Below are 12,154 nucleotides of genomic sequence, written 5' to 3' on the forward strand. Positions count from 1 at the left end.
GCACGCGCCGGTCAGGCTGCGTGCGGGTGCCCGGTCGCCGGGCGGGTCACCGTCCGCGGCGCGGCGTCGCGGGCGTCGGAGATGACCAGCCGGGCGGCGCCGCGGTCGAGCAGTTCGCGGATGAGGTCCGCAGCGGCCGCAGCCTGTTCGGTGCCGACGTGGCTCAGGTCGATCGTGATCGCGTGACCGGTGAGATCGTCGGGCAGGTCCTTGGGGACGGCGCCGGTGGCGCCGAGTCGCAGTTTCATCGTGTTCTCCTCTTACTGGACAAGATCGGTATGCGGGGAAAAGAAAGGGCACCCGAGGCGATGTGCCCGGGTGCCCGAGAAGGAATCGGTCGAGTCGTCGACTCATTCCCGGGGTCGCCACTTGGCGAAGTGGAAGTACGCGTAGGTGTGTCGGCACCAGCTGGGTACGGCAACGCGCATCGACTTCGCCGCGATGACCTTGTCGTCTCGCATCGGACCGTACCTTTCTCGTGTGTTCCTACGGGTTAACCGGACACCATACCCGAGTAAAGCGAATCTGACATCTCTTGTGTTCCGCCCGTCTCGGGCGAGGGGTCAGAGCTTGGCGAGCCACGCCTCGAAACCGCGGGTGAACTCGTCGGAGAAGGGCAGATCGGCGATGTAGTCGGCACCGGTGGACTGCTGGTCGCCGATGTCCTTGAGCACGTGGTTGGACCGGTGCAGGCGCAGGGACGTCAGGTTCGTGTGCACGAGCGCCGAGTCGAGGGCGTCGACGTCCTCGACCCGCACCTGGATGTCCTTCGCCGAGACGCTGGTCAGCACCGGCAGCCCGCCCTCGAGCTGAGCCGCGAGCATCCGCGGATCGAGCGCGTCCTCCTCGGCGAGGGCCTTGGCGTTGGCCGAGACCAGACCGGCGTTGCGCAGCGGCTCGGGCAGGGTGTCGCTGAGGGTGCCGTCGGCGCGCAGCGATTCCACGGCGCCGGCGAGGGCCAGGCGCAGTTCGTCGGCGACCTGGATCGGGAGCTGACCGGCGTCGACGACCGCGTCGAGCTGGGCGTCGATCTGGGCGGTGAGCAGGTCCAGCAACCGCACGGCCAAGGGCTCGAGCAGCGCGATGCCTGCGACCGGGGCACCGGCGTCGGCGAGGGTGAGGGCGATGAGGGCGCCCTCGCTGTGCCCGACCACGTAGAGCCGCTCGGCGTCGATGCCCGGCTGCGCGGCGAGGAACCGGAGGCCGTCCGTGGCGGCGTCGATGAACGTGGAGAACCCGAGGTCGGCGACGTCGGCGACGTCGTAGGGGCCGAGGCCGGTCACACCGCTGCCGAGCTTGTCGTAGCGCAGGCTCGCGAAGCCGTTGCGCTCGAGCACGTCGGCGAGGTGGCGCAGCGTGCCGATCGGGCCGGGCAGCAGCGCACTGTCGCCGTTGCGATCGGTGGGACCGCTGCCGGCGAGCAGCAGCACGGCGGGGACGTTTCCGTCGCTCGCGGCGGGCACGCGCAGGCTGCCGTGCAGGGTCACGTCGCCGCTGGAGAAGGAGATGTCGGTGTCCGCCATGCGTCGTGTCTATCAGAACCGGTCAGACCGTCCGCAGGCGGCTCAGCCGTCGATACCCGCGGTGGACGGCCCACGCGAAGCCCGCGAGCAGGGGCACGACGAGCAGCGGGACGACGAGCGCGATCAGCGACGTGACGAACGACAGCAGGTCGTCGAGCAGCGACAGCGCCGGGTTGCCGAGTCCCGCGGTGGTGACCGTGCTCGCCGCGCGGGTGCCGGTCTGCACAGTGCTCACCGCCATCGCGGTCGGGGCGCCGACGACGATGCCGGCGAGAGCGGCCATCGCCGGGTCGAGATCGGCGAACGCCGCCCAGGCGGCCAGCGCGCCCGCGACGGGCCGCACGACGGTCGCGACGGCCGAGAGGACGTTGTCGACGAGGGGGACGAGGTCGGCGCCGACCTCGACGACGGTGGCGATCGCCAGGGCGACGAGCGCGCCCGTCGACCCGACCCACTGCATCGACTCGTTGAGCGCGATTCCGAACAGGCCGAAGTGCACTGCGGTGCCGAGCATCAGCAGCGGGAGAAAGGTGCGCAGGCCGGTGGCGGCGGCCAGCCCGATGCCCAGCAGTGCCGCGAGGAGCCAGGTGTCCATGGCGGGAGTCTAGGGATCGGTGCCGACAGCGCGCTCCGGCACGGCCCGATCCGGGAAGAGCTGCCGGTACGGCGCCGGTTCCGGGTGGGGCACCGCCGCGGCTGCAGGTGCCGAAATCACCGAACGCTCGTACCTTGGGAGGGGTGACGTCACCCACACTCAGGCCGTCCACCGTCGGAGAGCTGCGTGCCTCGGGACACGAGCACCGCTCCGTCAAGGACGAGATCCGGCAGAACCTGCTCGCCGCCCTGCGCGACGGCCTCGACCCGTGGCCGGGCATCGTCGGATTCGACGACACCGTCGTTCCGCAACTCGAACGTGCGCTGCTCGCGGGCCACGACGTGGTGCTGCTCGGTGAACGCGGGCAGGGCAAGACCCGGTTGCTGCGCACCCTGCCGCTGCTGCTCGACGAGTGGACACCGGTTATCGCCGGTTCCGAACTCGGCGAGCACCCCTACGACCCGATCACCCCCGCCTCGATCCGCCGCGCCGCCGAACTCGGCGACGACCTGCCCGTCGCCTGGCGGCACCGCAGCGAACGCTACGCCGAGAAACTCGCCACCCCCGACACCTCCGTCGCCGACCTGGTCGGCGACGTCGACCCCGTCAAGGTCGCCGAGGGCCGCAGCCTCGGCGACCCCGAGACCATCCACTTCGGTCTCGTGCCGCGCGCCCACCGCGGCATCGTCGCCGTCAACGAGCTGCCCGACCTCGCCGAGCGCATCCAGGTCTCGCTGCTCAACGTCATGGAGGAACGCGACATCCAGGTGCGCGGGTACACGCTGCGGCTCCCGCTCGACGTCCTGCTCGTCGCCAGCGCCAATCCGGAGGACTACACCAACCGCGGCCGGATCATCACCCCGCTCAAGGACCGGTTCGGCGCCGAGATCCGCACCCACTACCCGACGCAGCTCGACGACGAGATCGCCGTCATCGAGCAGGAGGCGCAGCTGCAGGCCCGGGTCCCGGACTTCCTGCTCGAGATCCTCGCCCGCTTCACCCGCCTGCTGCGTGAATCCACCTCGGTGGACCAGCGTTCCGGTGTGTCGGCGCGCTTCGCCGTCGCCGGCGCCGAGACCGTCGCCGCCGCGGCGATGCGTCGCGGCGCCGTGCTCGGCGAGGCCGACCCCGTCGCACGTCCCGTCGACCTCGGCACCGTCGTGGAGGTGCTGCGGGGCAAGGTCGAGTTCGAATCCGGCGAGGAGGGACGGGAATTCGAGGTCCTCGATCACCTCCTGAGGCGGGCCACCGCGGACGCCGCCCGCACCCGGCTCGCCGGGGTGAACCTCGGCCCGCTCGTCACCGCCGTCGAGCAGGGACAGCCGGTGGTGACCGGGGAACGGATCACCGCCAAGGCACTGCTGGACGAACTGCCCGACCTGCCCGTCCTCGACGTCGTCGCCGAGCGGCTCGGCGCGGAGGACATCGGAACGCGGGCTGCCGCCGTCGAACTCGCGCTCGAGGGCCTCTACCTCGCGCGGCGGATCGCCAAGCACGCCGACGACGACGGCGCCGCGGTGTACTCCTGATGAGCCGGGGCGCGCGGTACGGGCCCTACGACGGCGGCGACCCCCTCGCCCCGCCGGTGGATCTGCGTGAGGCCCTCGCCGCGATCGGCGAGGACGTGCTGGCCGGCAGTTCGCCGCGACGTGCGCTGCGGGAACTGCTGCGCCGCGGTCACGGCTCGATGCGCGGGCTGGACCGCCTTGCGGCGCAGGCGAATCGGCGTCGGCGGGAGCTGCTGGACCGGACGAACCTCGACGGCACGCTGCGCGAGGTGCGTGAGCTGCTCGACCGGGCCGTCCTCGAGGAACGCAAGGCCCTCGCACGCGCACTCGACGACGACGCCCGGTTCGCGGAGATGCGGATCGAGGAACTGCCCGCCTCCACCGCGCAGGCCGTGCAGGAGCTCGCCGACTACGACTGGCGCAGCCCGCAGGCCCGGGAGGACTACGAGAAGATCCGTGACCTGCTGGGCCGCGAGGTGCTCGACCAGCGGTTCGCCGGGATGAAGCAGGCCCTCGAAGGTGCCACCGACGAGGACCGTGAGCGCGTGAACCGCATGCTCGAGGATCTGAACGATCTGCTGGACAAGCATTCCCGCGGGGAGGACACCCAGGAGGACTTCGAGCGGTTCATGGCCGAACACGGCGACTTCTTCCCGGAGAATCCCGGCAACGTGGAGGAACTGCTCGACTCGCTGGCCCAGCGCGCGGCGGCGGCGCAGCGCCTGCGCAACTCGCTCAGCCAGGAACAGCGCGACGAGCTCGACGCCCTCGCTCAGCAGGCGTTCGGTTGGCCGAGCCTGATGTCGCAGCTCGACCGTCTCGACTCGCACCTGCGTGCCGCCCGCCCGGGGGAGGACTGGACCGGGTCGGAGCGGTTCCGAGGGGACCGGGGAATGGGCCTGGGCGAAGCGACGGGGGCGCTGCAGGACGTCGCCGAACTCGACGCACTCGCCGAGCAGCTCTCCCAGCAGTACGCCGGCGCCTCCCTCGACGACATCGACCTCGACGCGCTGGCCCGCCAGCTCGGCGACGACGCCGCGGCCGATGCGCGCACGCTCGCCCAGCTCGAGAAGGAACTGCAGCGGCAGGGGTTCTTCGACCGGGGCGCCGACGGGCAGTGGCGCCTGTCGCCCAAGGCGATGCGCGAACTCGGCCGGACCGCGCTGCGCGACGTCATGGACCAGCTGTCCACCCGGGGCGGGCAGCGCGAGACCCGCCGGGCGGGGGCCACCGGTGAGCCCACCGGGGCGTCGCGCCCGTGGGAGTTCGGCGACACCGAGCCGTGGGACGTGGTGCGCACCCTCACCAACGCGACCCTGCGCGCCCCCGCGCGGATCCCGGTGCGGATGGATGTCACCGACGTCGAGGTCGTCGAGACCGAGCAGCGCACCCAGGCGGCGGTGGCGCTGCTGGTGGACACGTCGTTCTCGATGGTGATGGACGGCCGGTGGGTGCCGATGAAGCGCACGGCCCTGGCCCTCAACCACCTGGTCTCGACCCGGTTCCGCGGCGACGCGCTGCAGCTGATCGCGTTCGGCCGGCACGCCCGCGTCGTCACCGCCTCCGAACTCGCCGGGCTGGACGGGGTGTACGAGCAGGGCACGAACCTGCACCACGCGCTCATGCTGGCCGGCCGGCACCTGCGCCGGCATTCCAATGCCCAGCCGGTGGTGCTGGTGGTCACCGACGGTGAGCCCACCGCGCATCTCGAGGCGGACGGCTACGCGGCGTTCGACTATCCGCCCAGCGCCCGCACGCTCGGCATGACGGTCCGTGAGCTCGACCATCTCGCCCGCGTCGGGGCGCACGTGACGATCTTCCGGCTCGGCGACGATCCCGGGCTGGCGCGGATCGTCGACCGGATGGCCCGCCGGGTCGGTGGCCGGGTCGTCGCGCCGGACGTCGACGGCCTCGGGGCCGCCGTCGTAGGCGACTACGTGCGGCTGCGCCGCCGCTGACCCACCCCGTGCGCGATTCTGGTAGCGGGAACTACCGGAAACGCGCACGGGCTACCGGCGCAGCGCCCGCCAGGTGCTCACCGCGGCGGTCGAGAGCAGTCCCGCGGTCACCAGGAACACCGACGCCGTGCCGGCGACGCCGGCGATCGCGCCGGCTGCCAACGGCACCGACACCTGGCCGAGACGGTTGCCGGTGAGGCGCACGGCCAGCGCCGACGCCCGGTCCGCCGGTGCCACCAGCTCGACGACCCACGTCATGGTCAGTGGCTGCCCGAACCCCCAGAAGGCACCGCAGATCGCCAGGAGTATCCCCAGCGCCCACGGGTTCGGCAGGAACGGCAGCGCCGCGACGGGCAGGGCCGTGCACGCCGTCGCCGACAGCAGCAGACGTCGCCGCGGAATCGTCCGCAGTGCCCACGGCAGCACCGCACGCGAGACGATCGACGCGACGGTACGAGCGGTGAGCAGGGCCGACACCAGCAGCACCCCGAAGCCGAACTCCTCCCCGAGCAGCGGCAGGTACGCGACCACGATGTCGACGGACGCCAGCACGACGAGGCTCGAGAACATCGCGGGCTTCATCCCGCGTGTGCCCAGCATCGACCGCACCGACTGCGGTGGCGCGTCGCCCGGGGCGCGACCGGAGCCGGGCGGTTCGCGCAGGCCGACGACGAACGGCAGGGCTGCCGCGGCGAGGACCGTCATCACCAGCAACGCCGGGGTGGTCTCGACGGTGTCCCCGTTGCTCGCCGCGGCGATCACGCCGGCGAGCGGCACCCCGATCGCCTGACCCACCGACACTCCCAGGGTGATGCCCGCGAAGCCGCGGTCGAGTTCACCCGGTGGCGACAGGATCGACACGAACGCCTGTCCGGACACCGTCACCAGAAGCTGACCGAGACCCAGGACGGTGTTGCCGAGGCCGAGGACCCACAGGTCCGGGCTGACCGCGATGATCAGCGCACCGGCCACCGACACCACGACACCGCCCCGGAGAATCCCCGCCGCGTGCCGGCGGTCGACGGCCCGGCCCAGCTGCACCGCCAGGACCAGCGGGACGAGGGCGAACAGGGCCGTCACCACGCCGATCACGGCCGCGTCGCCGCCGAGGGCGAGCACGCGGTAGGAGACGAGGACGCGCACCGACTGGAACGTCGCATGCAGCAGCGCCGTCGCCGTGCACAGGAGCAGCAGCCAGTGCCGGGGGATGCGGGACATCGGTCAGCCGGCCGTCACGATCCGGTCGGCCAGCGGTGCCTGCAGCGTCAGCTCGAGCACACCGGTGACGGCGATCATGATGCACGCCCGGTCCACCGCCTCCGGCAGGGTGCCGCCACGCAACGCCACCGTCACGGCGGAGTCGGACTCGCCGACGGTGGCGTCGACTCCGAAACACGCGGGTGTGCCGGTCTCGAAGTGGACGGCGATGCGGTCGTCGTCCACTCGGGTCCACGAGCGCAGCGGGATCGGGTGCGGCTCGACGAGGTCGTCGCGGGCGGTGAAGACCGTCGCCCCCACCGGTGTCGGTTCCTCCGGTAGGGCGGGGACGTCGGCGCCGCCCGGACCGCACGCGCCGGCCAGGACGCAGCACACGGCGAGCACCGGCAATCGCATGGCTCTCAACCTAGCCGCGCCCGTCATGCGAGGAGCGCGGCGACGACGCCGATCGCGGGGATCGAGGCGAGGGTGGTGACCAGCGCGGCGTCGCGGGCGAGCACCATGCCGCGGCCGTAGCGGCTCGCGTAGACGAACACGTTCTGTGCGGTCGGCAGCGTCGCCACCACGACGATCGCGAAGAGTTCGTGCCCGTCCAGGCCCATCAGGTGCCGGGCCATGACGTAGGCGAGGACGGGCTGCACCACGATCTTGAGCACCGATGCGAGCGCGACGTCGCGGCGCGGGCTGGTGCCCTTCTCGAGCACCCGCACCCCCTGGAGCGACAGGCCGAATGCGAGCAGGGCACCCGGTACGGAGGCGCCACCGAGGAGGTGGAACGGCTGCATCAGCGCGGCAGGCGGCGTCCAGCCGGCGACGGCGACGGCGAGTCCGGCCGCGCCCGCCAGCACGATCGGGTTCTTGAACGGGGCGGTGATCGTCTCCCGTCGTGACGCGCCGGGGCGCATCGTCGACAGGTCCAGCATCGTCAAGGCGATGGGGGAGAACAGCACGATCTGGAACAGCAGCAGCGGCGCGACGAACGAGGCGTCGCCGAGGACGAACACAGCGATCGGAATGCCGAGATTGGCGGAGTTGACGTACGAGGCGGCAAGCGCGCCGATCGTCAGCTCCGGCAGGGGCCGGCGCAGCCACAGCTTCGCGACGACGAGGTAGAGCGCGGCGACGGCGAACGCAGTGGCTGCGGCGACGTACAGGGTGGGGGAGAAGATCACCGACAGGTCGGAGGTGGCCAGCGAGTCGAACAGCAGCGCGGGGGTGGCGACGAAGAACACCATCCGGCTGAGCACGAACTGGGCCTCGGGTCCGAGCGTGCCCGTCCGGCCGAGTACGAATCCGATCGCGATGATCACGAAGATGACGCTGAATCCCGCGATCACGCCCGACACCGACACAACCCTTCGAAAGCACACGATATGCAGGCGCTGCACGCCAGACCGAGAACCTTACCGGCGGTAACGGCACGGGGCACATCCCGCCCTTGTCGCCCCGTCCGGTGAGACGCCGCGAACGGACGCCGACCGGGCACCGGGGCCGGGAATCTGCGATGCTGAAAAAATGCCGACCGACCCGATTGTTCATCCCCCGGCCAACGTCATCGCGCTGGCCCAGCATCCGCGGTATCAGCACGCGGACTGGACGCTCTCGGAGCGGCTCGTACGGCGGCAGGAACTGGTCCTGCAGCATCTCGGCGTCTGGGGCGACGACGGTTCGTGAGGTCTGCCGGGCCCCGGGAACGGCTCAGGGCGTCACCGTGGCGACGAACGTCATCCGGTCCCCACGGTAGAGCGAGCGCCGCTGCTCGATCGGTGCCTCGTGCCGATCGTAGGAAACGCGGTTGAGCAGGAGCATGGGCGTGCGGATGTCGGCGTCGAGGAGCGCCGCCTCGCGTGCGTCGGGCAGGGTGGTCTCGATGTACTCGACCGCGCGCGCGAAGGTGATGCCGCGTGCGCGGATCGCCGCGTACAGCGACGACGTGGCGTCGAAGCTGTCGGCGAGTCCCGGAAAGCGGGCGGCGGGCAGGCGGGTCCGTTCCAGTCCGACGCGGACGCCGTCGGTGAGCAGGACGCGTTCGAGTTCGAGGACGGGATCGCCGACGGCGATCGCGAGGACCGCGGCGAGGTCGGGGTCGGCGGCGAGGTCGGTCCAGCCGACGAGGATGCGTCCCGCGCTCCGGCCCTCCGCGAGGGCCGCCTCGGTGTAGGAACCGATGATCAGCGGTTGCAGGATCTTGGGCTTCGCGACGACGGTGCCCCGGCCGCGGCGTTCGATGCGGCCGTCGACGAGGAGCTCGCGCAGCGCCTGGCGGACGGTTTCCCGGGCCACGTCGAACCGGCTGGCGAGTTCACGCTCGGAGGGCACCGGGTCGCCGACGGAGAGCTCGTCGAGCAGGGCGGTGACCTGATGCCGCACGATCTGGTGCTTGGGGACCCGGGTCTCGCGAGCGGTTTCTGGCACGGTCGAATCGTACCGGATTCTGGTCTATACCAATTGTTCACCGGGCGTTCGCCTGCCGTCCCATTATTGGTCTAGACCATCACTCAGGCTCGGGTCATGCGAGTCCTGATCATCGGCGGCGGCATCCTGGGCACCGCCCACGCCGACGCCGCCGTCCGCCGCGGACACGACGTCGTCCACCTCGAACGCGAGCCGGAAGCCCGGGGCGCCACCGTCCGCAACTTCGGCCTCGTGTGGGTCTCCGGGCGCACCGAGGACGAACTGGCCGCCACCCTGCGCTCCCGCGAGCTGTGGGCCGACCTCGGCGCCCGCGTCCCCGGCATCGGTTTCCGGGCGAACGGTTCGATCACCCTTCTCCGCAGCGACGCGGAGGTGGTCGTCGCCCGGGCGGCCGCCGACCGCGCCGACGCCCGCGACCGGGGTTTCACCCTGCTCGAGGCCGAAGCGATCCGCCGGCTCAATCCCGCCCTCCGGGGCAAGTTCGCCGCCGGCCTGCACTGCAGCACCGACGCCGCCGTCGAATCCCGCGTCGCCCTGCCCGCGATCCGGTGGCACCTCGCCACCTCCGGGCGGTACCGTTTCCGGCCGGAGACCGAGGCCCGCAGCGTGACCCGCACCGCCCACGGCACGGTGCAGGTGCGCGACGACCACGGCACCGTCCACGAGACCGACCTCGTGCTCGTGTGCCCCGGGGCGACCCTGTCCGGTCTCGCCCGTGAACTCGGCGGCGACCTGCCCCTGCGCCGCGTGCGCCTGCAGATGATGCAGACCGCACCGCTGGGCGAGAAGCTCACCACGTCCGTCGCCGACGGCGACAGCCTGCGCTACTACCCGGGATTCGCCGGGGCCGCGCTGGACGAGCTGAAGGCGCGCGAACCGCAGGCGCTCACCGCCGAGCAGCACCGCATGCAGTTGCTGTGCGTGCAGCGACTCGACGGCGGGCTGACCCTCGGCGACACGCACGAGTACGACGAACCGTTCGCGTTCGACGTCGACGAGGCCCCGTACGAGCACCTCGTCACCGTCACCGAGGAGCTGCTCGGACGCCGGCTCCCGCCCGTGGTGCGCCGGTGGGCCGGGGTCTACAGCCAGTGCCTCGATCCCACCGAACTCGTCCACCGTGCCCGCGTCGACGACGACGTCTGGATCATCGCCGGACCGGGCGGCCGCGGCATGACCCTCGGCCCCTACCTCGGTGAGTGCACCGCCGACCTCCTGAGTCTCTGAACATCCTCTCTCGCAACCATTCCGGAGTACCGATGACTGTCATCCGACTGGCCGTGCTCGACATGGCCGGCACCACCGTCGCCGACGGTGGCCTCGTCCTGCGCGCCTTCGACGCGGCCGCCACCGGCGTCGGACTGCCCACCGACGGACCCGAACGCGACGCCGCCCGGCGCTACGTACTCGACACGATGGGCCGGTCCAAGATCGTCGTCTTCCGGTCCCTGTTCGGCTCCGAGGAGCGCGCCCGCGCCGCCAACGCCGCCTTCGAACGTGCCTACGACGACTTCGTCGACGCCGGCGAGGTCGAGCCGATCCCCGGAGCCGCGGACGCGATCACCCGGCTGCGCGACGCCGGGCTCGTCGTGGCGCTCACCACCGGCTTCAGCCGCGCCACCCAGGACCGGCTGCTTTCGGCGCTCGGCTGGCAGGACCTCGCCGACCTCACCCTCGCACCGTCCGACGCCGGTCGCGGCCGGCCGTACCCCGACCTGGTGCTCACCGCGCTGCTGCGCGCCGAGATCGACGACGTGCGCGAGGTCGCCGTGGTCGGCGACACCGTGGGCGACATTCTCTCCGGGCGCCGCGCCGGCGCCTCCGTCGTCGTCGGCACCCGCACCGGCGCCCACGACGAACAGACGCTGCGCGACGCCGGGGCCACCCACATCGTCGGTTCCGTCGCCGACCTGCCCGATCTGCTCCTGCAGTCCTGACCGACACCTCCGACCCCGAGGACTCCCGACATGCACCCGTACTTCTCCCGCCGCACGGTCGCCGCGACCGCGCTCGCGACCGGCCTCGCTCTCACCCTCACCGCCTGCGGCGGCTCCGATCCCGACGCCGTCAATGCTCAGGGCTTCCCCGAGAAGCTCACCCTGGCCGCGATTCCCGCGGAGAACTCGGCGGATCTGCAGGCCAGTTACGATCCGCTCCTCGCGCTCCTCGAGCGCGAGACCGGCGCCGAGGTCGAGTTCGTGCAGGCCTCCGACTACGCCGGCGTGGTCGAGGGCATCATCGCCGACAACGTCGACCTCGCCTTCTTCGGTCCGTTCGCCTACGTCGTGGCCGGCGTCAACGGCGCCGCCGTCAGCCCGCTCGGCGCCGTCGTCCAGGAACCCGGCGGAGAGCCGGGTTACCGGTCCTACGGCCTCACCCGCTCCGACAACACCGAGATCGACGGCATCGACGACTTCGCCGGCAAGGACGTGTGCTTCGTGGATCCGGGCTCCACGTCCGGATTCCTGTACCCCTCCGCGGGACTCATCGAGGCCGGCGTCGTCGAATCCGGCACCGAGCAGGCCGTCGCCGCCGGTGTGAACCCGGTCTACGCGGGCGGCCACGACGCGTCGGCCCTCGCGATCGCCGCCGGCGACTGCGATGCGGGCTTCGCCTTCGACACCATGGTCGACGAGACCATGATCGCCAGCGGTGACCTGGAGGAAGGCGAACTGAAGAAGGTCTGGGAGTCCGAGACGATCGCCGGCTCGCTGTTCGTGGCGAGCAACTCGCTCGGTGCCGACGTCGTCGACCGGCTCCGCGCGATCTTCGTCGACAAGGCCAACGCCGATCACATGCGCGGCGCGGGACTGTGCGAGGGCGAGTGCCGTATCACCGACGAACGGGCATGGGGCGTCGTCCCCGCGACCGACGCCGACTACGAGGGCGTGCGCGAGGTGTGCGCCCTGACCGAATCCGACAAGTGCAAGGGCTGAA

At 71.6% G+C, this 12,154-nt stretch carries 13 protein-coding genes; 6 read left to right on the top strand and 7 right to left on the bottom strand.

What is annotated here, in order from left to right; all coding sequences use genetic code 11:
* Nucleotides 1-11: 11 nt before the first annotated feature.
* From LZP97_RS01210 to LZP97_RS01220, 3 genes are all read right to left on the bottom strand, one after another.
* Nucleotides 12-248, bottom strand: a complete 237-nt coding sequence (locus LZP97_RS01210) for a hypothetical protein (protein ID WP_006945013.1) — start codon at nucleotides 246-248, stop codon at nucleotides 12-14.
* 315 nt (nucleotides 249-563) lie between these two features.
* Nucleotides 564-1,523: an alpha/beta hydrolase family protein gene (locus LZP97_RS01215; RefSeq protein WP_010593032.1), complete on the bottom strand. Its 960-nt coding sequence runs from the start codon at nucleotides 1,521-1,523 to the stop codon at nucleotides 564-566.
* Between the two features lie 22 nt (nucleotides 1,524-1,545).
* Nucleotides 1,546-2,118, bottom strand: coding sequence for a DUF4126 domain-containing protein (locus LZP97_RS01220; protein ID WP_234574945.1), 573 nt, complete (start codon nucleotides 2,116-2,118; stop codon nucleotides 1,546-1,548).
* Between the two features lie 143 nt (nucleotides 2,119-2,261).
* On the opposite strand from LZP97_RS01220, the gene LZP97_RS01225 reads away from it, so the two are divergent.
* Both LZP97_RS01225 and LZP97_RS01230 read left to right on the top strand, forming a co-directional pair.
* Nucleotides 2,262-3,647, top strand: a complete 1,386-nt coding sequence (locus LZP97_RS01225) for a sigma 54-interacting transcriptional regulator (protein ID WP_119699500.1) — start codon at nucleotides 2,262-2,264, stop codon at nucleotides 3,645-3,647.
* Nucleotides 3,647-5,584 carry a vWA domain-containing protein gene (locus tag LZP97_RS01230; protein WP_040274399.1) on the top strand — a complete coding sequence of 646 codons (1,938 nt, stop codon included), beginning with the start codon at nucleotides 3,647-3,649 and terminating at the stop codon, nucleotides 5,582-5,584. The genes LZP97_RS01225 and LZP97_RS01230 overlap by 1 nt, the downstream gene beginning before the upstream one ends.
* 51 nt (nucleotides 5,585-5,635) lie before the next feature.
* On the opposite strand, the gene LZP97_RS01235 is transcribed toward LZP97_RS01230, so the two are convergent.
* Genes LZP97_RS01235 through LZP97_RS01245 form a run of 3 tightly spaced genes read right to left on the bottom strand, consistent with a single transcriptional unit; the run spans nucleotide 5,636 to nucleotide 8,148 of the window.
* Nucleotides 5,636-6,802 carry an MFS transporter gene (locus LZP97_RS01235; RefSeq protein ID WP_017679437.1) on the bottom strand — a complete coding sequence of 389 codons (1,167 nt, stop codon included), beginning with the start codon at nucleotides 6,800-6,802 and terminating at the stop codon, nucleotides 5,636-5,638.
* 3 nt (nucleotides 6,803-6,805) lie between these two features.
* The gene (locus LZP97_RS01240) at nucleotides 6,806-7,198 is read right to left on the bottom strand and encodes a hypothetical protein (protein ID WP_010593027.1); all 393 of its coding nucleotides are present in this window, start codon (nucleotides 7,196-7,198) and stop codon (nucleotides 6,806-6,808) included.
* A gap of 23 nt (nucleotides 7,199-7,221) precedes the next feature.
* Complete coding sequence (locus LZP97_RS01245) at nucleotides 7,222-8,148, bottom strand: AEC family transporter (protein WP_029539917.1); 927 nt, start codon at nucleotides 8,146-8,148, stop codon at nucleotides 7,222-7,224.
* A gap of 169 nt (nucleotides 8,149-8,317) precedes the next feature.
* Between LZP97_RS01245 and LZP97_RS01250 the strand changes: the two genes are divergently transcribed.
* On the top strand, nucleotides 8,318-8,476 hold the full coding sequence (locus tag LZP97_RS01250) for a hypothetical protein (protein WP_017679440.1): 159 nt from the start codon (nucleotides 8,318-8,320) through the stop codon (nucleotides 8,474-8,476).
* Between the two features lie 24 nt (nucleotides 8,477-8,500).
* Here the strand turns inward: LZP97_RS01250 and LZP97_RS01255 are convergent, their stop codons facing one another.
* Entirely contained in the window at nucleotides 8,501-9,217 is a 717-nt protein-coding gene (locus LZP97_RS01255) for a GntR family transcriptional regulator (protein ID WP_010593025.1), read from the bottom strand.
* A gap of 96 nt (nucleotides 9,218-9,313) precedes the next feature.
* Here LZP97_RS01255 and LZP97_RS01260 point away from each other — a divergent pair, with 96 nt between their 5' ends.
* The 3 genes from LZP97_RS01260 to LZP97_RS01270 are packed head-to-tail and all read left to right on the top strand — an operon-like array spanning nucleotide 9,314 to nucleotide 12,153.
* Nucleotides 9,314-10,444 (top strand): TIGR03364 family FAD-dependent oxidoreductase, encoded by a 1,131-nt coding sequence (locus LZP97_RS01260; protein ID WP_048771998.1) that lies wholly within the window; start codon nucleotides 9,314-9,316, stop codon nucleotides 10,442-10,444.
* A gap of 32 nt (nucleotides 10,445-10,476) precedes the next feature.
* Nucleotides 10,477-11,154 (top strand): phosphonatase-like hydrolase, encoded by a 678-nt coding sequence (locus LZP97_RS01265; protein ID WP_048771993.1) that lies wholly within the window; start codon nucleotides 10,477-10,479, stop codon nucleotides 11,152-11,154.
* A 30-nt stretch (nucleotides 11,155-11,184) separates the two neighbouring features.
* Nucleotides 11,185-12,153 carry a phosphate/phosphite/phosphonate ABC transporter substrate-binding protein gene (locus LZP97_RS01270; RefSeq protein WP_048771991.1) on the top strand — a complete coding sequence of 323 codons (969 nt, stop codon included), beginning with the start codon at nucleotides 11,185-11,187 and terminating at the stop codon, nucleotides 12,151-12,153.
* The last annotated feature ends 1 nt before the right edge of the window (nucleotide 12,154 follow it).

Source organism: Rhodococcus sp. DMF-1, assembly GCF_021441945.1.
Classification (GTDB): Bacteria; Actinomycetota; Actinomycetes; order Mycobacteriales; family Mycobacteriaceae; genus Rhodococcus; species Rhodococcus ruber.

Bases quoted from the DNA above. Each gene is read 5' to 3' on its own strand.
- LZP97_RS01220 (WP_234574945.1), bottom strand. From the start codon at position 2,118: ATGGACACCTGGCTCCTCGCGGCACTGCTGGGCATCGGGCTGGCCGCC.
- LZP97_RS01260 (WP_048771998.1), top strand. From the start codon at position 9,314: ATGCGAGTCCTGATCATCGGCGGCGGCATCCTGGGCACCGCCCACGCC.
- LZP97_RS01265 (WP_048771993.1), top strand. From the start codon at position 10,477: ATGACTGTCATCCGACTGGCCGTGCTCGACATGGCCGGCACCACCGTC.
- LZP97_RS01215 (WP_010593032.1), bottom strand. From the start codon at position 1,523: ATGGCGGACACCGACATCTCCTTCTCCAGCGGCGACGTGACCCTGCAC.
- LZP97_RS01270 (WP_048771991.1), top strand. From the start codon at position 11,185: ATGCACCCGTACTTCTCCCGCCGCACGGTCGCCGCGACCGCGCTCGCG.
- LZP97_RS01230 (WP_040274399.1), top strand. From the start codon at position 3,647: ATGAGCCGGGGCGCGCGGTACGGGCCCTACGACGGCGGCGACCCCCTC.
- LZP97_RS01240 (WP_010593027.1), bottom strand. From the start codon at position 7,198: ATGCGATTGCCGGTGCTCGCCGTGTGCTGCGTCCTGGCCGGCGCGTGC.
- LZP97_RS01235 (WP_017679437.1), bottom strand. From the start codon at position 6,802: ATGTCCCGCATCCCCCGGCACTGGCTGCTGCTCCTGTGCACGGCGACG.
- LZP97_RS01210 (WP_006945013.1), bottom strand. From the start codon at position 248: ATGAAACTGCGACTCGGCGCCACCGGCGCCGTCCCCAAGGACCTGCCC.
- LZP97_RS01250 (WP_017679440.1), top strand. From the start codon at position 8,318: ATGCCGACCGACCCGATTGTTCATCCCCCGGCCAACGTCATCGCGCTG.